Source organism: Vibrio profundum (assembly GCF_050337555.1).
GTDB lineage: Bacteria > Pseudomonadota > Gammaproteobacteria > Enterobacterales > Vibrionaceae > Vibrio > Vibrio profundum.
On sequence record NZ_JAKJTA010000007.1, the window covers coordinates 135,851 to 155,878 of the forward strand.

Below are 20,028 nucleotides of genomic sequence, written 5' to 3' on the forward strand. Positions count from 1 at the left end.
ACTAAATATCGTCAACGGATTGACCGGACAGCGCCGCTCGAATTGATTTATCCATACGACGAGAGGCAAATTCTTCACTCGCTTTATCAGTGAGTTTTATTCCATGCTCAATCGCTGCGGCATCCTCGCCATTGCGTACTTCAATCAAAGCTTCAATCGCTTTGAGTAATTCTTGGCGCTCTGGTTCTGAAAGTAACTCATCACCGTCTGCGTCTAGTGCGACAATCAAACCTTCAATCACACGATCGGCTTCGACTTTTTGCTCAGCTAACGCTCGGGCTAACATGTCATCTTTGGCATGAGCCATCGAATCTTTCAACATGTTCGCGACTTCATCATCTGACAGGCCATACGATGGCTTCACTTGGATTTCCGCTTGCACGCCGGTGCTTTTTTCCATCGCAGTGACAGATAACAGACCGTCGGCATCCACTTGGTAAGTTACGCGGATGTGCGCTGCGCCAGCGGCCATTGGTGGAATACCTTTCAATGAAAAACGCGCGAGAGAACGGCAATCGGCAACCATTTCACGTTCGCCTTGCACAGTGTGCACCGTCATCGCCGTTTGGCCGTCTTTAAAGGTGGTGAACTCCTGCGCTTTAGCAACAGGAATCGTGGTATTGCGTGAAATGATTTTTTCCACCAAACCACCCATGGTTTCAATACCCAATGACAGCGGAATCACGTCCAGAAGTAGCATTTCTGCATCTGGCTTGTTACCCACTAAAATGTCAGCTTGAATCGATGCCCCAATCGCGACGACTTCGTCCGGATTAATGCTAGTTAGCGGCGTGCGACCAAAAAAGTCACCGACCATATCACGCACTAATAAAGTACGGGTCGAACCGCCGACCATGACAACTTCCATGACATCACCGGCATCAAGGCCGGAATCTTTCATCGCGCGGCGACAAGAAAGAAGTGTTCTCTTAACGAGTGGACGAATCAATTCATCAAGCTTGGTTCGGCTCAGATTACCAGACCAGCCCAACACCGAAACATCAGTGTCATCGGCGCTAGACAAGGCGATTTTAGCCTGCGTCGCCGCATCTAACAGAGCGCGGTTTTGCTCAGCTGATAACGTGCCTGATAAGCCCATTTGTTCTTGGAAGTGTTCAGCCAGTAAGTGGTCAAAATCATCACCGCCCAGTGCCGAGTCACCGCCGGTTGCAAGTACTTCAAATACGCCTTTAGTCAGACGTAAAATGGAAATATCGAAAGTACCGCCACCAAGATCGTATACGGCAATCACGCCTTCTTGGCCTGAATCTAAACCGTATGCAATTGCAGCAGCCGTTGGCTCGTTCAGTAGTCGCAGCACATGCAGGCCAGCCAGTTTCGCCGCATCTTTGGTGCCAGCACGCTGGGCATCATCAAAGTAAGCAGGAACGGTGATCACTGCACCTGACAGATCGCCACCTAGCGTCGCTTCTGCTCGTTGCTTTAAGCTATTTAGAATATCAGACGAGACTTGAATTGGGTTCTTCTGCCCTTGGGCTGTATTAAGCCGAGGCAATCCGTTATCTGATTCTACAAATTGATACGGCAGAGATGGGTAGCGTGTTTGAATATCCGTCAATGAACGGCCAATCAGACGCTTAATCGAAATAATCGTATTTTTCGGGTCTGTTTGTGCCTGAGAACGCGCTTCATCACCGACACTGAAACCTTCAGAGGTATAGTGCACGACAGAAGGCAGCACTGAACGCCCTTTATCATCAGGTAACGTCGTTGCTTCGCCGCTTCTTACTGAAGCAACTAAAGAATTGGTCGTACCTAAATCGATACCCACAGCCAGTTTATGTTCGTGAGGGACACTGCTTTGTCCTGGCTCTGCTATTTGAAGTAACGCCATGGGAGATGATCCTTTTACTAACAAGCTAACCTAGCAATCGCTCTTCAGCTTGCTCTATTTCATGAGTTAATTTGGCAATAAATTTTAGTTTGCGCACGAGATCTGCCGCATCAAGCCATTGGCTCTTAGACAATGCCTCTTCAAGAGTACGGAGATGTAGCTTAAACATAGTGCTCACCTTTTGTTCAAAGGCAAACAAAGCGTCTTGGCTGTCGTCAAGATCGCAGATAACTTCCAGCTCTTCGCGCAGTTCCATTTGTTCCATGAGAAACTCAGGATCTTGTAGCGTTTGCTGTTCACCGCGTAGCTCAATACCTTGCTCAGAAAGCAAGTATTCAGCACGTGAGATAGGATTTTTGAGTACCTGATAGGCATCATTAATCTGAGCGGCTTTTTGTACAGAAAGGAGACGATCTCTCTCTGAAGCCGTCGCGAAGTTATCTGGGTGGAAGCGTTTTTGTAGCGTACGAAACTGCGAAGAAAGAAGGCTACCATCCAGTTGAAACTGGCTAGGTAGCCCAAAAAGTTCAAAATGGTTCATAATGATAGGTCCTAATTTCACCTTGTTCAGTGGGCCAGAGATACGTTAAACGTTAAAACTCTCGCCACAACCACATTCGCCTTTGGCATTAGGGTTGTTAAATTCAAAACCTTCATTGAGCCCTTCTTTTACATAATCAAGCTCAGTTCCGTCTAGGTAAACAAAGCTCTTAGCATCAATAATTACCTTGATACCCATATGTTCAAAGACTTGGTCGCCTTCAGATGTCTCATCAACAAACTCAAGAACATACGCCATTCCTGAACAGCCCGTTGTCTTGACCCCCAGACGTAAACCGAGACCTTTACCACGGTTATCTAGAAATGCATGAACACGGCTCGCCGCTGCTTCAGTCATTGTAATGGCCATACTGCACCTTAATCTTATATTGCTCTATAAAGTCGTGGTAGAGAGCAAACTCCCTACCACGCTGATTATTATTGGTCTTTTTTCTTTTTATAGTCAGCAACTGCTGCTTTGATCGCGTCTTCCGCTAGAATCGAGCAGTGAATCTTAACTGGTGGAAGCTCCAACTCTTCTGCGATTTCTGCGTTCTTAATGCTTGCAGCTTCGTCGATGCTTTTGCCTTTCACCCACTCTGTCACAAGAGAGCTTGAAGCGATTGCACTACCACAACCATAAGTTTTGAACTTCGCGTCTTCAATGATGCCGTCAGGCGTCACTTTGATTTGTAGTTTCATCACATCGCCACATGCTGGCGCGCCGACCATACCACTGCCTACTGCTGGATCTTCTTTATCGAACGAACCAACGTTGCGTGGGTTTTCGTAATGATCAATTACTTTTTCGCTATAAGCCATAATATTTACCTCAAATTCTTTAAATATGAAACTGTGGGGTGATTAGTGGTGAGCCCACTCAACCGTATTCAAATCCACCCCTTCCTTGTACATATCCCAAAGAGGAGACATGTCACGTAACTTATTTACTGCGACACGAATTTGTTCGACTGCATAGTCGATGTCTTCTTCAGTCGTAAAGCGACCAAAAGAAAAACGGATCGAGCTATGAGCTAGTTCATCATTTAAACCCAACGCACGTAATACGTACGAAGGCTCTAAGCTTGCTGATGTACATGCACTGCCAGAAGACACTGCTAAATCTTTAAGCGACATTAGAAGCGATTCACCCTCAACAAAAGCAAAGCTGATGTTCAGGTTATTTGGTAAGCGCTGTTCTAAATCACCATTGATGGTCACCGCTTCCATATCTTTAATGCCATTAAGCAGACGGTCACGCAGCTTCTTAGCGTGATCAAAATCGGCCTGCATTTCTTGTTTAGCAAGATGGAAAGCTTCACCCATACCGACGATTTGGTGCGTTGGTAATGTTCCTGAACGGAAACCACGCTCATGACCGCCGCCATGCATTTGAGTTTCTAGGCGAATACGAGGCTTACGACGCACGTATAAAGCGCCAATACCTTTCGGGCCATAAATCTTATGTGAAGTAAGAGAGATCAAATCAACTTTCATTTCTTGCACATCGATAGGTAATTTACCTGCCGACTGAGCCGCATCAACGTGGAATACGATTTTGCGCTCACGGCACAACTCACCGATCGCTGAGATATCCTGAATCACGCCGATTTCGTTGTTAACGTGCATGATAGACACTAAAATCGTGTCTTCGCGCATTGCATCAGCAAGCTTGTTCAAGTCAATAATACCATTTGCTTCAGGCGCTAGGTATGTGACTTCAAAGCCTTCACGTTCAAGCTGACGGCATGGGTCGAGAACCGCTTTATGCTCAGTTTTGCACGTGATGATGTGCTTACCTTTTTTCTGGTAAAAGTTCGCAGCACCTTTGATTGCTAGGTTATCTGATTCTGTTGCGCCAGAAGTGAAAACCACTTCACGGGGATCGGCATTCAGTAGATCCGCAATTTGCTCACGAGCGGTATCGACTGCTTCTTCTGCCTGCCAGCCATAACGGTGCGAACGTGACGCTGGATTACCAAATGTACCATCCATTGTCATATACTGAACCATTTTCTCAGCCACACGCGGATCGACTGGGCACGTCGCTGAATAATCAAGATAAATTGGCAGTTTCATTTCTTACTCCAGTGTAAAACATCGCTCTCTATGAGCGACCATTGGCACCAATGGGAACGAGATTCTGATTTTTTTTGCTCATCCCTTGGCTGACCGCAAGATTCATATCTTGTCGATCGGACGTTTCGAGAACTTCGTTATCCTGCATCAACTCACCCAGAGTGATACCATCTAAGAAGTCACTAATACGTGAACTTAAATCACGCCACAGTGCATGTGTTAGGCATCGATTTCCGCCTTGGCAATCCGCTTTTCCTTGACACTTGGTGGCATCAACAGATTCGTCCACTGCAGCAATAACAGTACCTACCGCTATTGCTCGGGCCTCGCTCGCAAGGCGATATCCACCACCTGGGCCTCGGACACTCGTGACCAAGCCAGATTTACGTAACTTTGAAAACAACTGTTCTAAATACGACAGCGAGATCCCTTGACGTTCAGATATATCCGCTAAGGGGACTGGGTTTTCCTGCGAGTGTAAAGCTACGTCTAACATAGCTGTAACCGCATACCTTCCTTTCGATGTAAGCTTCATATCGCACCATTCCACACGACTTCTATACTATAAAGTTTTTCATACCCGACTAAATTGGTCAAGTATTTATTTGACCAATTTAGTCAAGTATTAAAGAGCGTGTTGAATCGTCTGTATTTCTATTGTTTACGCTTTTCAATGGCGCTAAACATACCGCGCAAAATATTCAGTTCTTGCGCTTCTGGTCTTGCTCGGCTAAACAAACGACGCAGCTTGTTCAGCACTTGGCCTGGCTGCTGCTGAGAGATAAATTGACTGTCTATCATGACCTTTTCAAGGTGTTGATAGAAGAGTTCGAGTTCTTTATGACGCGGGTAATCGGCGTCGGCTGCCGGCGCAAATTGACTACGTTCATTATTCAGGTGTGCCATTCGAACTTCATAGCTAAACGTTTGCACGGCCATCGCCAGATTCAATGAGCTGTATTCTGGATTCGCAGGAATACACGCGTGATAGTGACACTTTTGCAGCTCTTCATTGGTTAGCCCAGTTCGTTCACGGCCAAAGACTAAAGCAACAGGGGCAGAGGCGCCCTCAATTGCCATTTTTTCACCGCAGCTGCGAGGCTCTAACATAGGCCAGTTTAAGGTTCTTGAACGAGCGCTTGAGCCAACGACCAACACACAATCGTCAACGGCTTCTTCTAAGCTTTTAACAATTTTGGCATTTTCAACAACGTCACTGGCACCTGCTGCAAGAGCAAGCGCTTGTTCATCTATTTCACATTGAGGGTCGACCAAGACTAACTGGCTCATTCCCATCACTTTCATAGCACGAGCAGCTGAGCCCACATTACCTGGATGAGAAGTACCCACCAACACTATTTTGACATTATCTAACATACCCAATAACCACGATAAACCGAATGCGCGCAGATAATATCACAGTTAGATGGAAAATGGTCAGACCCTTTATCGTTGAAGAACCTCTGAAGTACAAAAAAACATCACTTCCTTTTTGTTTCATCTTTGATATACTGCGCCCCGCTTTTTTGTTCTTTAACATCCGTTGGGAAACCCATATGCATCCTATGCTAAATATTGCTATTCGCGCTGCGCGAAAAGCGGGCAATCACATTGCTAAATCACTAGAAAACACTGATAACATTGAAACTAGCCAAAAAGGTTTCAACGACTTCGTTAGTAATGTTGATACAGAAGCAGAAGCTATCATTATTGATATCATCAAAAGCTCTTATCCTGAGCACTCTATTGTTGCTGAAGAAAGCGGCTCTATCGAAGGTAAAGATAGCGATGTACAATGGGTTATTGACCCACTGGATGGTACAACAAACTTCATAAAAGGCCTGCCTCACTTCGCTGTCTCTATTGCTGTTCGCATTAAAGGCAAAACTGAAGTCGCTTGTGTTTACGACCCTATGCTAAATGAGTTGTTCACAGCACAACGTGGTTCTGGCGCTCAACTTAACAACTCTCGTCTGCGCGTTAAGCAACTTAAAGATCTTCAAGGTGCTGTGCTTGCGACTGGTTTCCCATTCAAGCAAAAGCAACACTCTGAATCATTCATGAAGATCGTTTCAGCTTTATTTGTTGATTGTGCTGATTTCCGTCGTACAGGCTCTGCAGCTCTTGACCTTTGCTACCTTGCAAGCGGTCGTGTAGATGGCTACTTCGAACTTGGCCTAAAACCTTGGGACATGGCTGCTGGTGAGCTCATCGCTCGCGAAGCTGGCGCAATCCTAACTGACTTTGCTGGCGGAACTGAATACATGAAGTCTGGCAACATCGTTGGTGCAAGCGCACGCGCTGTTAAAAATATTCTTAAGCACATCCGCGAAAACGGCAACGAAGCTCTTCTCAAGTAAACCCTCTTGAACTAGCTCGACTAGCCAACTCGCTGATCGCATAAAAAAACCACCTTTAATGGTGGTTTTTTTATGCCTGATGAATTTAACTCTACTGCCTTTCTTATCCATCGCCTCTTGGCTAGCACATAAAAACCTTCCCATTTTCGTCATCCCACCCCACTCAGACTCGCAATACGGACTCTCTAACATCTAAAATACACTACACTGTACAAAGTAACAGCTAGCAATCAGAGAATCTTCAATATGAATAAGATTATCGTCTCCTTAACCCTCGCTATCTTTAGCTCAACATTTAGTATCTCAGCAAGCAGCAACACGATAATTATGGGATATAAGGATAAGAGCAAATTACCTCTCATTGCTGATAAAACTGATGACTCAGGACTCTATAAAGAATTATTTAGTCGAGCCGCCGAAAAGATCGGTTACGAACTGAAAATAATCCGCATTCCGAAGGCAAGGGTGCATAAAGGGCTAAAAGACGGCACTATCGATTTCTATCCAGGGGCGTCTTTTTCAACCAAACGAGGTAAATACCTTTACTATCTGCCGAACGGCCTCACCACAAAAGAGGTTGTTGTGACGTTAGCCGACCGACCTGAATTGAATTCAATCTCAGACATGAAAGGTAAGCTATTAGTAGAAATCGGCAGTAGTAAAGCCGAGTGGAAGTATCCGGGCTTAAAGACCACACAAATAAATCGCCTACCTATGGATACCGTTATCAAAGCGCTAAAGGGAGGTCGAGGGGATTTCTACATTGCAGATATTGAGGTTATTGATTACTACAAGAAAGTAAACAACATAAAATCCTATAATGATATCGGAATCAAAATACATCGTTTTACAATCAATAAAAATCCCGTCCCGATGAATTTAGGGTTTTCGAGAAAGTCTGAGTTATTTGCTGAAACACCAAACCCAAATTTCAAAACGTCAGAAGCCGTCACCATTAGCAACTTCCCCACAGTGATCTCAGAAGATTCCATGGCCTACCGATTTTCACAAGCGCTAAAACAGATGCAGGAAAGCGGAGAAACTCAAAAGTTGTATGACAAATACTTTAAATAGACAGTACTGTCTATTCGATTTGATTTTCGACCTAGTCATTTTACTTAGTTGGCGAGGTGCAGCAAACAGAATACAAAGAAGTGAATGAAATATAGTTCACCGACTCATATCATCGAAAAAACGGCATCACACTGCCGGCTCCAATGTGCAGAACGCAGATGTACTCCTGAAAATTGTAAGGTGAGTTCAGGTTGATAGGTTGATATTGAAGCGCCCCTCTAAAATATGGAGCCAGACCTTTGAGATACAAAGTTGAGGTACAAAAAAGCCGACAACTAGTGTCGGCTTCGTCAATACTATCCTGCTTAATTCAAGCTAGGAACAACGGAGTTACATCGCTTGTTCTGGCTCTCGGTCGCTTTCTTTATTTGACTCACCGACAAAAAACATCACAATTACGGCGATCGCTGAAGGTAGCGCCCAGCCCATATCAATGTTAAATAGTGGAATCACATTGAGTGCCGACACATCCATTCCCGTCGCTTTCAATGCATCTAGTGCCGAAAAGATAAAGGCTACAGACAAAGAGACACGGTAGGCCAATTTAGGGTTAGGTAAACGGTCACGAATGAACGTCAGCAGAACCAACACGATGGCAACTGGATACAAGGCATAAAGCACAGGTACAGACAAAGCAATTAGCTGAGTTAACCCGACATTGGCAACGATGGCACTTACAACACCGAGTAACACCACCCAAGCTCGGTATGGGATACGTGTCAGCGAGCTAAAGTAATCAGAACAGGAAGAAATCAAACCAATCGTGGTCGTAAAGCATGCCAGCAATACAATCATTGACAGCGCGAACTGACCATAAGGGCCAAACAAGGCTTGTACGTAGATACTTAAGATAGTACCGCCATTGGCTGAGTTAGGCGCCAACGTCGCGCTGGTTGCGCCAAGGTAGAACAAAGACACGTAAACAAATGCTAAACCGCCAGCGGCAATAAACGCTGCTCGAATTAGATACTTGGTTGTCGCTTTTGGTTCTGTAATGCCTCGACCACGAAGAGTGTCGACCATTAACATACCAAACATTAGCGCAGCCAAGGTATCCATCGTATTGTAGCCTTCTAAGAAACCTTTCGTTAGAGGCTGTGCAACATAGTCACCGTGCGCGGCTAGGATTTGGCCTTGTGGATCAAGTACTACCGCTAAACCCAAAGTCACTAGGCCAAGGATAAGCAGCGGCGTGAGCACCTTACCAATCAAATCAATCAGTTTGCCTTGTGACCATGCAAAAGCCATTGCGACAGTGAAAAACAAAATTGAGAACAATGTCAGGTCAATCTGAGTTGGGTGAGAGAAGAAAGGTTTCACCGCCATCTCATAGGCAACCAAACCCGTTCTTGGCGCCGCAAACGCAGGGCCGATAATTACAAAAATCAGTACCGCCATCAATACCGACACTTTTTTCGGTAGATCTTTCGTCAGCTGATCCCATGAGCCACCCGATACCGCGACCGCAATAATCGTAGACAAAGGTAAACCGACCGCCGTTATTAAGAAACCAAACATGGCTGGCAGCAGGTGGTCACCTGCAGACTGACCGGCCAATGGTGGAAAGATGATGTTACCTGCTCCGAGGAAAAATGCGAACAGTGTAAAACCGACAGCTATAATGTCGGAAAGTTTTAAAGTCTGATTCACTGCGAACCCTTTGTCTATCACGCTAGCTTCTTAATTATTCAAAATACACATGAATAATTAAAAACCATAACAATTTATATCTAATGACGCTTAATGCGCCACACATTCTAAAAATTTCAAGTAACAGATAATGACCAAAGCAGAGATAGTTATCAAGAGAAAAGAAAAAAACGCCACAATAAGTTGCAAATAAAACCAAATAACAGTTATAAACACCAAGTTAAAAAGAAAACCTAGTGTTATAAACCAAATAAGATACAAAACAAAAAATGCGATCGGGTTCAAATCTAAAGTTAACACTTACGCAACATTTAATTTGTTGAAAATAAAGCGCAATAATGGAGCAAACATGCACAGGAGCGAACCCATTAATAATATTGGCAAAAGCTTTCATTTTAAGCAATTTACTGTCCAAGGTGGCAGTGTTGGTATGCCAGTGAGCACAGATGGGGTGATGCTCGGCGCCTGGGCTGACCTCAGCAGTGCGGCCAATTTACTTGATATTGGCACTGGGACGGGTTTACTCGCGTTAATGTGCGCGCAAAGAAGCGCTGAGCTAGATATCACCGCGATGGATATCAATGACGACGCATTTCATACCGCAAAACTCAACGCCTCTCAGTCGCCTTGGTCGAACCGACTTCATATTCAACTTGGCGATATTTTAGCTTATTCGCCCAACCAAACATTCGATATCATTATTTGTAACCCGCCTTACTTCAATTCAGGAAAAGTATCCGATAATCAATCAAGAGCGATTGCTCGTCATACCGATACTCTCAGCCATGATGCCCTGCTCGCTCAATGCCAATCTCTTCTTTCTCCGAATGGGAAAGCGAGTTTTATTTTACCTTCAGTGGAAGGAAAGACCTTTATCGAGACCGCTAAGACAACGGGTTGGCACCTGAGCCGATTTTGCGAAGTCAGACCAAGCATGAGCAAACCGCCACACCGAGTGCTGTTTGAACTATGCCACCAAAAATCAAATAGCCAGCTCACAGAGCTAACTATCCATGAAAAACAGGGCTATAGCGAAGACTTCATCCAGCTCACTCAAGATTTTTATCTTAAAATGTAGAAATACCCTGTGATCCTCATCACTAATCGATTTATAATGTGCGACCTTAATTTTTCTCTTTATTATCCATGTGTGGAGAACTACAGTGATCAAAACTTTTGCTGACCTTGATCTAGACCCTACCCTACTGAAATCCATAGAAGGGATGGGCTATGAACGGCCAACACAAATCCAAACTCAAGCGATCCCACAAGCACTGGAAGGTAAAGATATTCTTGCTTCCGCGCCAACGGGGACAGGAAAAACCGCAGCTTTTGCCATCCCAGCATTGCAATATCTACTCGACTTCCCGCGTAAAAAATCAGGGCCAGCTCGTATATTGATCTTGACCCCAACGCGTGAGCTTGCCATGCAAGTTGCAGAACACACAAAGCAATTGGCTGAGCATACTAACCTTAAAGTTTTTACTATTACGGGCGGCGTGCAATACCAAGAACATGCAGACATCTTAGCCACATCGCAAGATATCGTTGTCGCGACACCAGGTCGCTTACAGGAATATATTCAATCAGAACGCTTTGACTGCCGCGCTATTGAATGGCTAATCCTTGACGAAGCGGATCGTATGCTGGACATGGGTTTTGCCCCAGCAGTCAATCGTTTGTCGACAGAATGTCGCTGGCGTAAGCAAACGCTATTGTTCTCGGCTACTTTGGAAGGCCGAGGCGTGGAAGGGTTTACTGCCGATCTGCTTAAAGATCCCGCGAAGGTAGAAGCGGAGCCGCCAAGGCGTGAACGCAAAAAAATCTCGCAGTGGTATCATCGTGCTGACTCCATGCCGCACAAACTGGATATGCTAAAGCATATACTGACTAATCAAGCTGAACGCAGCATTATATTCCTCAAAACCCGCGAGCGTTTAGCTGAATTGAGAGTCGAGCTAGAGCAAGCCCAAATTCCTTGTTCTTGGATTCAAGGGGAAATGCCACAAGATCGACGCAACAATGCCATCACTCGCTTCCGTGACGGTACTGTGAACGTATTACTAGCAACTGACGTAGCAGCGCGTGGTATCGACTTGCCCGATGTTAGCCATGTGATTAACTACGACATGCCAAGAACAGCTGACGTTTACCTGCACCGTATCGGCCGTACCGCACGTGCAGGTAAAAAAGGCAACGCGATTTCTTTAGTCGAAGCGCACGACCAGGCAATGCTTGAGCGTGTTGCCAGATATATCAAAGAAGAAATTAAAGAACGCTTTATTAAAGAGCTTCGCCCGCAACACAAAAAAACGGTAGTTAAGAAAAAGAAAAAAGACGCCAACAAGAAAACGGCGAAGAAAGGCAAAAAGAAATCCTCTAAGAAAAACAAATAAAGGAATGAATTAGCGCGCCTTTCAGCTCTTTCAAACACAAAAAACAAAAATGCCGCTCACATTGAGCGGCATTTTTAATTGTACTGACTCCACCTATTCACTGGCGAAACGAATCAGATTAGTGTTCGCGAGTTGCACGGAACTGCACGTCAGGAAAACGTTCTTTCGCTAGATTCAAGTTCACCATCGTTGGGGCGACATAAGACAAGTTATCGCCGCCATCTAACGCCAAGTTAGCTTGGTTCTTACGCTTAAACTCTTCTAGTTTTTTCTCGTCGTCACATTCAACCCAGCGAGCGGTTGCTACGTTGACACTTTCATAAATCGCTTCAACGTTATATTCTGATTTAAGACGAGCAACCACCACATCAAACTGAAGCACACCTACCGCGCCCACAATCAAATCATTGTTTTGCATTGGACGGAATACCTGCACCGCGCCTTCTTCCGATAACTGAACCAAGCCTTTTAACAGCTGCTTTTGCTTTAGTGGATCGCGCAGGCGGATTCGACGGAAAAGCTCAGGGGCAAAGTTTGGAATACCTGCAAATTTGAGTGCTTCACCTTGAGTAAAGGTGTCACCGATTTGGATAGTGCCATGGTTGTGCAAGCCGATAATATCACCTGCATAGGCATTTTCTGCGCGAGAGCGGTCACCCGCCATAAAGGTCACAGCGTCAGAAATATTGATCTGCTTACCAAGACGGACATGGTTCATCTTCATGCCCTGCTTATATGTACCCGATACAATACGCATAAAGGCAATACGGTCACGGTGTTTTGGATCCATGTTGGCTTGGATCTTAAATACGAAGCCAGAAAACTTCTCTTCTTCCGCTTCCACGCCGCGCTCATTTGCTTTACGCGCTTGAGGGACTGGTGCCCATTCAGTCAAGCCATTCAGCATATGATCCACACCAAAGTTACCCAGTGCAGTACCAAAAAATACTGGCGTCAATTCACCTTCCAAGAATAGCTCTCGGTCGAATTCATGCGATGCACCGAGCACGAGCTCTAACTCTTCACGCAGTTGCTCAGCTAATTCTTCACCCACAGCTACATCCAATTCAGGGTTATCGAGCCCTTTAATGATGCTCTCTTCTTGAATCGTATGGCCTTGACCTGTGCTGTATAAAATCGCTTCATCACGGTGAATGTGATACACACCTTTGAACTCTTTACCACAACCGATAGGCCAAGAGATTGGCGCACACGCGATGTTCAGCTCGCTTTCCACTTCATCCAACAGCTCCATTGGATCACGGATATCACGGTCAAGTTTGTTCATAAAGGTAACGATAGGCGTATCACGCAGACGAGTGACTTCCATTAGTTTGCGCGTACGGTCTTCAACACCTTTCGCCGCGTCGATCACCATCAAGCACGAGTCCACTGCCGTTAAAGTACGGTACGTATCTTCTGAGAAGTCTTCGTGTCCAGGAGTATCAAGCAAGTTAACGAGGCAATCATTGAACGGAAACTGCATCACGGAGGTTGTTACCGAGATACCACGCTCTTTTTCCATCTCCATCCAGTCTGATTTTGCATGCTGGTTTGAACCACGACCTTTTACCGTTCCCGCCGACTGAATCGCGCGCCCGAATAACAGCACCTTTTCAGTGATGGTGGTTTTACCCGCATCAGGGTGGGAAATGATTGCAAACGTTCTGCGTTTATTAACCTCATCGAGGAAAGTCTGATCTGCCATGGATACTCTTCAGTTGCGAGACGAATTGGTATCCAACTTTGCGCCTCTACTTGAGCGCCATTCAACCAATTCGTTCAGTTAATCCTAATTGGCCGTCATTTTCGCCGATCTTATATACCCTAGCAACCTTAAGATGCCTATTTCAGCAATAAATTACGGCAATGAGTTGCTAAAGATCCCAGCATGTGGCTATACCTCATGCAGTAATTTCCCCTTCCCAACGACTTTAACCCTCCACTTGAGTAGGCATAGTAGCGCCACAACACAGAAAATTGCTGTTATGTCTAAGAAAAATGAATAATAAAATCCCAGTCCTTATAACTTATCAACAAACTGCGCTATAAATAAAAGGAGTAGAAATAAGCTGAGCCAGTTATGACCAAGAGAAATCGATTCAATTCGTTGGCCTTTAAGCAAGCAAAAACCGTGTTCCTAGTCTCTGTCGCACTAGGGCTATGCTTTAGCTTTTATCAGATTTTACTCGACCTTCATCAAGAGCAATTGAGAGTGTCTGAAGAGTATCGCTTTGAACTGTTACAAAACTATTCCAATGCGAGTCAGGCGGCATACCACTTAAATCACCTATTGGCAGAGCAAGTAACCACCCGCCTCATGACCGACCCTGCGATATTTCATGTCAAAATTACCGATGACTTCGGTGACATTCTCAGCGAAAAAGACAAAATTTTACCGAAGCAAAATAGCTTTATCGCCGCTTTGTCGCAGTTTTTAACCCCTAGCAACCCTATTTATCAAGCAGATCTTCACCAACCCCATTCTAATATTGTGGTCGGTCAACTCACCTTCTCCGTAGACGGATCTAGTATTGCGCGCAAGTTCATCGTCACTACTAACAAAATCATTCTATTTGACCTGCTACGAAATATTATCCTAACGTCCATTCTCTTGTTCTTTTTCTACTACAAGTTATCTAAGCCGTTAATGACTTTAAGTCGTTGGGTGAGATCATTAGAAACGAAAAAAGAAGTGCCTCCTCCTCCAACTCAGCATCTAGAAAATGAACTGAAAGAGCTGGCTGAAACCTTCCATGATATGTGGAAGGAAAGAGAGATTGCTGAGGAAAAGTTAAACCAACTGGCTTATTACGATTCACTCACAGGCTTAGCGAATCGAAGCCTACTATTGCAAACTGTAGAAGAATCCATTGAACTCTCGCTTGAAAGCAAAACAACCGGCGCTTTGTTCTATCTAGACCTTGATCGCTTCAAAACGATTAACGACTCTCTCGGCCACGACATTGGCGACAACTTGATCAAAGCTATCTCAATGCGAATTAAGGCTTGGCTCCAGCCCGGCTATGTCGCTGCTCGTATTGGCGGAGATGAGTTCGCTGTGCTTGTGCCTAATCTGGAAAACGTTGATACCAATGATATTGCCCAGCAGCTCCTTGCGCTGATTTCAAACCCATACTCCGTTGATGATCACCAGCTCTACTGTACTGTCAGTATTGGTATTTCAAAGTTTCCAGTCACCAGCAACACCAATATCGAAGTCCTTCGCCAAGCTGATACGGCCCTGTATCGCGCCAAAGTTGATGGACGTAATAACCACGTACTCTATGAACCAAGAATGCACGCTCAGGTAGAGTCTTTCTTAGAAACGGAAAAAGGACTACACGAAGCAATTAACAAAGGTCAATTAGAGCTCTACTATCAACCTCAGGTGAATAGCGAGCAGAAAATTGTCGGAGTTGAGGCGCTAATACGTTGGAATCATCCACAAAAAGGATTACTTCCTCCCGGTGCCTTCATGCCTATTGCGGAAGAAACGGGGCAGATATTACCGATTGGTGATTGGATTATTGAGCAGGCTTGTTACCAATATGCCCAATGGAGTAAAGAAGGCGTTCTACCTGAAAGCTTTGATCGTCTCGCGATCAATATTAGTCCGCTGCAATTTGCTCAAGACTCATTTGTTGAACATATTACCGATTGTCTCGCTCAAGCGGGGATCAGCGGCGAACACATCGAGCTCGAGATCACCGAAAACTTATTATTGGAAAACATCGAAAAAGCAGTCAAAAAAATGGCCGAATTAAAAGAACACAAACTAAAAATATCCATCGACGATTTTGGTACTGGTTATTCTTCTCTGCGTTACTTGAAGCACCTGTCCGTCGATATGCTCAAAATCGATCGATCCTTTGTCACTCAGTTACATATCAATGAAAGCGACCAAGCCATCGTTGATACTATCATCATGACCGCGCACAGATTAAATCTCGAGATCATTGCAGAAGGGGTAGAAGACGGATTTGAACTGCACGCGTTGCAGCAACTCGGTTGTCATCAATTCCAAGGATTTGGTTTCGACAAACCTCTTGCGGCTGAAGAGCTGGTCAAACGGTTTGCGGTTAATCAATACCAAGTTGAGCCACTTGTTTATCAGCCGGAGCCGCCTGCAACAGAGCGCCTTACTAGCTAATAAGACGAATTACCAAAACATGTAACTCATAATAACCGCATCTTCTCGTCCTGAGGCTGTGGGGTAATAATTTACCCGTCGGTCGACTTCGTTGAAGCCACACGTCTGATATAACTGAAAAGCCCGCTCATTACTTTGTCGCACTTCTAACCACGCACTTTCGGCTTTTTTTTCTTCACAGGTAGACAAAAAGCCTTCCAATAGCTGTTTACCATAACCTTGGCCTTGCTGGTTAGGGTCCACGGCAATGTTCAATAGAGTGACTTCTCCGACAATGCTCTGCGCGTAAAAATAACCCACCAACTGGTTTCCAGCCAATAACACATGGTGACACGCACCTCTTGAGTTGACATCGCTAAGTAAAGATTCCGGCCACGGGTGCGAGTGAGCGAGTGTTTCAATTCGCTGAATCTCCTTCAAATGACAAGAAGATAACGGCTCTAAGGTAAACTGATTATTTTGATTCATAAGCACAGATTTGCTGCCAAAGCTGTCGCTTTAGCTGGGGATTTCCTTCAATTTTACTTAATGTGGGGCTAGAAAGCACTTTCAACTTGGTATCATGCTGTACATCACATCCCGCAAACCATATCCATTCCAGCTGATGCTGCGATAAATAGCTAAGGTGCTCGGGCAGAATATGGCGTGCCTGACTAAGTTCAAGGTGAAAACTCTTAAGAATCTTACCAAACATAGTAGCCAGAGCTCCATACGGAGGCTCAGAAGAAACAAATAAAAGCTGACAATCCAGCGGTAACAGCAAAGCCTCTGTTGAGCCTTTTTCTAGACGATCAGGATGCATTAACTGCCATGAGGTGATCCCCATTTCGGTTAAAAATTGCTGATGATGCAGATTCGGTGTGATTTGACTCATGGAGCATTCCTGTCTGGTTTCGCGCAGTTTAACAAACTTCGTTTTATCACAACAACCTCTAACCTCAGTTCAAGAATTTTTGCCGCTAAACGCCAGACGCCAGTCCATTTATTACAGCGTATCGAATTCGGCGCAATAGCGAACGAGCCCAGATTTATTGTCTAACGCCCCTGTATGTAACTCTACAATTTGAAATGCATCGCCATCCTGTACCCATTGGTTTCGGTAGCCTTTAGGATGTGCTGGAATAAAACCAAACTTCTCGTAAAATCTACGATCCCCTAAAACAACACAAGCTGGATATCCTAGTTCATTCAAAGAACACAATCCCTCTGTGACCAATGACGACGCTATCCCTTGCTGTCGGTATTCGGCCGCTACCGCCAACGGAGCAAGCCCTTGCCAGTAGTGATCTTCCTCATCCAGCATGACAGGGCTAAACATAACATGACCTACTATTTCTCCCTCTTCACTGCAAGCAATCAGAGATAAGGTCAAATGTGAGTTTTCCCTAAGTTGCATAACTAAGTTAGCCTCAGCCTCAGTTGGGAAAATACGTTTGAGTAATTGATCGATCACCAAAATATCAGCGGGTGACTCGGTTCGAATAAGCATAACTGACCTCATTATATGAGTGGTGTACGTTGATTTATCTTGATGTATGTACTTCCACTAGTCCACTTCCCAAAAAGCAGCGGAGCCACCATATTAAAGAAGCAAGGGAGAACGGAACTATTGTACGCTTTATCATAAGCTTTGGGCTACTAGGGCACGAGATTAACTGAAGGAGATTTCCACTTACAGCTATAACAGCGGAAAAAAACAATCGCGCGCAATCAATACAAGGCTTATATTTGATGGTATACGCTAATTGACGGTATACGCCAGCAATCTATGCGGTGTGGGGGCATGCATTCGTCAAAGGGAAGACAAGTAATACACTATGGATTATTCAAAGCTGCAACATTGGTTTGATACTGTCGTTGGGAACAGCCCTTTCATATTCTCAATCTTAGACCAAGAATTTCGTCATCTCATGGTTAATCAGGGCTACGCCGCGCTAGTCGGAGAGTTCGCCTCGCAACTGAGCGGCCGACATCTGAACCAAACAATTGGGCATACCGCTTATACCTCACTCTCTCCCTACTGCCAGCAAGCCCTGCAAGGTGAGCCGCAACTCACCGAGATTTGCTTTCAGGGCCCGAAACAGCTCATCCACTTACAGGTCGCACTAACCCCAATTTATCTTCCAGATAACTCCCAATATATTGCACTTCAAGCCGTTAACATTGCCGACAAACAACTACTGAAAGAACGCTTATTTGAAAGCGAACAAACATTCCATGCTTTAGCTTCTTTTGGAGAGTCTGCTATTTTAACGGCAGAGGACGACTGCATCCTTTCAGCTAATCAAACGGCAGCAACACTACTTGGCTTCCGTCATCCAAATGAACTGCTTGGTAATACTCTGCGACATTTATTAGTTTCAGCTTTAACACACGATACATTTACGCAAGACATTTGTGCTCAGCTTAATTCTGGACCACTCAACTGTTACACGCGCAAGCATGCTAGAGAAATAACACTACAAGCGGCGCAAATCCCCTTGTTCGGAAGCGATGCGCAACTGATTCTGCTCCATGAACGCTGCGACACGAATGCTGAGAAACAGGTTCAAGTGGAGCATATAGACCCGCTCACTTCTTTATATAATCGCGTCGGTTTTAGCCAGCAACTCGATCAACTCGTTGAATTACATAGCCAGTTTTGCTTACTGTATCTAGATATTGATAATTTTAAAAATATTAACGATTCACTCGGCCACCAGATTGGCGACATGGTGCTAAAAGAAGTCGCGGTCAGGCTGCAAGATCTGTTTCGCCCTCCCGCCGTCATCGGACATTTGGGAGGTGACGAATTTGGTGTGATCCTTCCACAAGGATACGCTGTGGATTTGGTCAGCAGCACTAGTTCAGCAATTATAAATGCCATCAACCAGCCCTTTGACCTTCAATACTTTCGTAAACGACTCGCCTGCTCTATCGGCAGTGTAGGGTTTCCAAAAGACGGAGATACTGCTCGAATATTGCTGCAAAACGCCGACTCCGCAATGTATGAAGCCAAAAGCTCGGGTCGCAACCGACTCGTGCAATTCCATGAACAAATGAATAAAGACGCCAGAAAGCGGCTTTGGGTAGAAATTGAACTGCAGAAGGCACTACAGCAGTCTGGGCTAGAAGTCTGGTATCAACCTAAAGTCGATAGCCAAAATCGAGGGATAGTCGGTGCTGAAGCCTTGGTTCGATGGAAACATCCTGTTGAGGGCTACGTAAGCCCTGGAGAGTTCATCCCTATCGCTGAACGTGCTGGTCTGGTTGAAAGCATAGGTCAAGTCGTGATGCGTGAAGTATTCCAAGCCGCTCAGCAATGGATAAAACAAGGTATTTTACCCGGTAAAATTGCAATTAACCTCTCCCCGGAGCAGTTCCATAATACCCAGCTCCTTAGCTTTATGGAAAAGTTACTTAGTGACACTCATGTCGATCCTAAGTTCATCGCTTTTGAAATTACCGAAAGTACCATCATGAGTGAAAGTATGCATACTCTTAAGATGCTCAAGGCAATCAAAGCACTTGGATTTTCTTTGTCTATTGATGACTTTGGTACTGGCTATTCTTCACTCTCTTACCTCGCCCACTTCCCAGTAGATGAAGTCAAGATAGACAAAGCCTTTATTGATGATCTCGACTCGCTACCTCGTCAGGTAACGGTGGTTGAGAACATAATCAACCTGGGCCAAGCCCTTGATCTTAAAGTTGTTGCAGAAGGAATTGAATCAGAGCCTCAAGCTCGCCTATTGAAAAAATTGAACTGTGATATCCTGCAAGGTTTCTATTTTCATACTCCGCAGCCTCGCCACGCAGCAGAAAAACTCTTTGCCGCCCAGCGAAAACGACGTTAGAGAGTAAAATATCCAAGCAACTTTACGCAGCTTGGATATTTCAAGGACATAGGACTAAGCTTGGTTGTTCTGCTGAAATAGTTTA

General features: G+C 44.9%; 18 protein-coding genes. 6 read left to right on the forward strand and 12 right to left on the reverse strand.

Annotation, left to right across the window (positions count from 1 at the left end; genetic code table 11):
- Position 1: 1 nt before the first annotated feature.
- The 7 genes from hscA to trmJ form a co-directional block, all read right to left on the reverse strand.
- The gene (gene hscA, locus L4C34_RS08180; protein WP_428788848.1) at positions 2 to 1,855 is read right to left on the reverse strand and encodes a Fe-S protein assembly chaperone HscA; all 1,854 of its coding nucleotides are present in this window, start codon (positions 1,853 to 1,855) and stop codon (positions 2 to 4) included.
- A gap of 25 nt (positions 1,856 to 1,880) precedes the next feature.
- Positions 1,881 to 2,396: a co-chaperone HscB gene (gene hscB, locus L4C34_RS08185; protein WP_428788849.1), complete on the reverse strand. Its 516-nt coding sequence runs from the start codon at positions 2,394 to 2,396 to the stop codon at positions 1,881 to 1,883.
- 45 nt (positions 2,397 to 2,441) lie between these two features.
- The gene (iscA, locus tag L4C34_RS08190) at positions 2,442 to 2,765 is read right to left on the reverse strand and encodes an iron-sulfur cluster assembly protein IscA (RefSeq protein ID WP_428788850.1); all 324 of its coding nucleotides are present in this window, start codon (positions 2,763 to 2,765) and stop codon (positions 2,442 to 2,444) included.
- 68 nt (positions 2,766 to 2,833) lie between these two features.
- Entirely contained in the window at positions 2,834 to 3,217 is a 384-nt protein-coding gene (iscU, locus tag L4C34_RS08195) for a Fe-S cluster assembly scaffold IscU (RefSeq protein ID WP_428788851.1), read from the reverse strand.
- A 42-nt stretch (positions 3,218 to 3,259) separates the two neighbouring features.
- Positions 3,260 to 4,474, reverse strand: coding sequence for an IscS subfamily cysteine desulfurase (locus L4C34_RS08200; protein WP_428788852.1), 1,215 nt, complete (start codon positions 4,472 to 4,474; stop codon positions 3,260 to 3,262).
- A gap of 28 nt (positions 4,475 to 4,502) precedes the next feature.
- Positions 4,503 to 5,009: a Fe-S cluster assembly transcriptional regulator IscR gene (gene iscR / locus L4C34_RS08205; RefSeq protein ID WP_428788853.1), complete on the reverse strand. Its 507-nt coding sequence runs from the start codon at positions 5,007 to 5,009 to the stop codon at positions 4,503 to 4,505.
- Positions 5,010 to 5,128: 119 nt separating this feature from the next.
- Positions 5,129 to 5,851 carry a tRNA (cytosine(32)/uridine(32)-2'-O)-methyltransferase TrmJ gene (gene trmJ / locus L4C34_RS08210; RefSeq protein ID WP_428788854.1) on the reverse strand — a complete coding sequence of 241 codons (723 nt, stop codon included), beginning with the start codon at positions 5,849 to 5,851 and terminating at the stop codon, positions 5,129 to 5,131.
- A gap of 179 nt (positions 5,852 to 6,030) precedes the next feature.
- Here trmJ and suhB point away from each other — a divergent pair, with 179 nt between their 5' ends.
- Both suhB and L4C34_RS08220 read left to right on the forward strand, forming a co-directional pair.
- Positions 6,031 to 6,834: an inositol-1-monophosphatase gene (suhB, locus tag L4C34_RS08215; RefSeq protein WP_428788855.1), complete on the forward strand. Its 804-nt coding sequence runs from the start codon at positions 6,031 to 6,033 to the stop codon at positions 6,832 to 6,834.
- Positions 6,835 to 7,080: 246 nt separating this feature from the next.
- Positions 7,081 to 7,908, forward strand: coding sequence for a substrate-binding periplasmic protein (locus L4C34_RS08220; RefSeq protein WP_428788856.1), 828 nt, complete (start codon positions 7,081 to 7,083; stop codon positions 7,906 to 7,908).
- 330 nt (positions 7,909 to 8,238) lie between these two features.
- Here L4C34_RS08220 and brnQ read toward each other — a convergent pair whose 3' ends face one another.
- Positions 8,239 to 9,558: a branched-chain amino acid transport system II carrier protein gene (gene brnQ, locus L4C34_RS08225; RefSeq protein WP_428788857.1), complete on the reverse strand. Its 1,320-nt coding sequence runs from the start codon at positions 9,556 to 9,558 to the stop codon at positions 8,239 to 8,241.
- A gap of 349 nt (positions 9,559 to 9,907) precedes the next feature.
- Between brnQ and L4C34_RS08230 the strand changes: the two genes are divergently transcribed.
- Together L4C34_RS08230 and srmB are read left to right on the forward strand one after the other, a co-directional pair.
- Positions 9,908 to 10,636, forward strand: a complete 729-nt coding sequence (locus L4C34_RS08230; protein WP_428788858.1) for a tRNA1(Val) (adenine(37)-N6)-methyltransferase — start codon at positions 9,908 to 9,910, stop codon at positions 10,634 to 10,636.
- Between the two features lie 85 nt (positions 10,637 to 10,721).
- Entirely contained in the window at positions 10,722 to 11,954 is a 1,233-nt protein-coding gene (srmB, locus tag L4C34_RS08235) for an ATP-dependent RNA helicase SrmB (protein WP_428788859.1), read from the forward strand.
- A gap of 118 nt (positions 11,955 to 12,072) precedes the next feature.
- Here srmB and prfC read toward each other — a convergent pair whose 3' ends face one another.
- Positions 12,073 to 13,662: a peptide chain release factor 3 gene (gene prfC / locus L4C34_RS08240; RefSeq protein ID WP_428788860.1), complete on the reverse strand. Its 1,590-nt coding sequence runs from the start codon at positions 13,660 to 13,662 to the stop codon at positions 12,073 to 12,075.
- A 375-nt stretch (positions 13,663 to 14,037) separates the two neighbouring features.
- Between prfC and L4C34_RS08245 the strand changes: the two genes are divergently transcribed.
- Positions 14,038 to 16,107 (forward strand): EAL domain-containing protein, encoded by a 2,070-nt coding sequence (locus L4C34_RS08245; RefSeq protein WP_428788861.1) that lies wholly within the window; start codon positions 14,038 to 14,040, stop codon positions 16,105 to 16,107.
- Between the two features lie 9 nt (positions 16,108 to 16,116).
- On the opposite strand, the gene rimI is transcribed toward L4C34_RS08245, so the two are convergent.
- The 3 genes from rimI to L4C34_RS08260 all read right to left on the reverse strand — a co-directional run bounded on the left by rimI (position 16,117) and on the right by L4C34_RS08260 (position 17,596).
- Positions 16,117 to 16,575, reverse strand: coding sequence for a ribosomal protein S18-alanine N-acetyltransferase (rimI, locus tag L4C34_RS08250; protein WP_428788862.1), 459 nt, complete (start codon positions 16,573 to 16,575; stop codon positions 16,117 to 16,119).
- Positions 16,562 to 16,981, reverse strand: a complete 420-nt coding sequence (locus L4C34_RS08255; RefSeq protein ID WP_428788863.1) for a DNA polymerase III subunit psi — start codon at positions 16,979 to 16,981, stop codon at positions 16,562 to 16,564. Before L4C34_RS08255 ends, rimI begins: the two co-directional genes overlap by 14 nt.
- 111 nt (positions 16,982 to 17,092) lie before the next feature.
- Complete coding sequence (locus L4C34_RS08260; protein ID WP_428788864.1) at positions 17,093 to 17,596, reverse strand: GNAT family N-acetyltransferase; 504 nt, start codon at positions 17,594 to 17,596, stop codon at positions 17,093 to 17,095.
- A gap of 328 nt (positions 17,597 to 17,924) precedes the next feature.
- Here L4C34_RS08260 and L4C34_RS08265 point away from each other — a divergent pair, with 328 nt between their 5' ends.
- Positions 17,925 to 19,943, forward strand: coding sequence for a sensor domain-containing protein (locus L4C34_RS08265; protein WP_428788865.1), 2,019 nt, complete (start codon positions 17,925 to 17,927; stop codon positions 19,941 to 19,943).
- Positions 19,944 to 20,028: the final 85 nt, after the last annotated feature.

Coding starts and splice junctions, on each gene's coding strand:
- hscA (WP_428788848.1), bottom strand. CDS start 1,855: ATGGCGTTACTTCAAATAGCAGAGCCAGGACAAAGCAGTGTCCCTCAC.
- hscB (WP_428788849.1), bottom strand. CDS start 2,396: ATGAACCATTTTGAACTTTTTGGGCTACCTAGCCAGTTTCAACTGGAT.
- iscA (WP_428788850.1), bottom strand. CDS start 2,765: ATGGCCATTACAATGACTGAAGCAGCGGCGAGCCGTGTTCATGCATTT.
- iscU (WP_428788851.1), bottom strand. CDS start 3,217: ATGGCTTATAGCGAAAAAGTAATTGATCATTACGAAAACCCACGCAAC.
- L4C34_RS08200 (WP_428788852.1), bottom strand. CDS start 4,474: ATGAAACTGCCAATTTATCTTGATTATTCAGCGACGTGCCCAGTCGAT.
- iscR (WP_428788853.1), bottom strand. CDS start 5,009: ATGAAGCTTACATCGAAAGGAAGGTATGCGGTTACAGCTATGTTAGAC.
- trmJ (WP_428788854.1), bottom strand. CDS start 5,851: ATGTTAGATAATGTCAAAATAGTGTTGGTGGGTACTTCTCATCCAGGT.
- suhB (WP_428788855.1), top strand. CDS start 6,031: ATGCATCCTATGCTAAATATTGCTATTCGCGCTGCGCGAAAAGCGGGC.
- L4C34_RS08220 (WP_428788856.1), top strand. CDS start 7,081: ATGAATAAGATTATCGTCTCCTTAACCCTCGCTATCTTTAGCTCAACA.
- L4C34_RS08230 (WP_428788858.1), top strand. CDS start 9,908: ATGCACAGGAGCGAACCCATTAATAATATTGGCAAAAGCTTTCATTTT.
- prfC (WP_428788860.1), bottom strand. CDS start 13,662: ATGGCAGATCAGACTTTCCTCGATGAGGTTAATAAACGCAGAACGTTT.
- L4C34_RS08245 (WP_428788861.1), top strand. CDS start 14,038: ATGACCAAGAGAAATCGATTCAATTCGTTGGCCTTTAAGCAAGCAAAA.
- rimI (WP_428788862.1), bottom strand. CDS start 16,575: ATGAATCAAAATAATCAGTTTACCTTAGAGCCGTTATCTTCTTGTCAT.
- L4C34_RS08255 (WP_428788863.1), bottom strand. CDS start 16,981: ATGAGTCAAATCACACCGAATCTGCATCATCAGCAATTTTTAACCGAA.
- L4C34_RS08260 (WP_428788864.1), bottom strand. CDS start 17,596: ATGCTTATTCGAACCGAGTCACCCGCTGATATTTTGGTGATCGATCAA.
- L4C34_RS08265 (WP_428788865.1), top strand. CDS start 17,925: ATGGATTATTCAAAGCTGCAACATTGGTTTGATACTGTCGTTGGGAAC.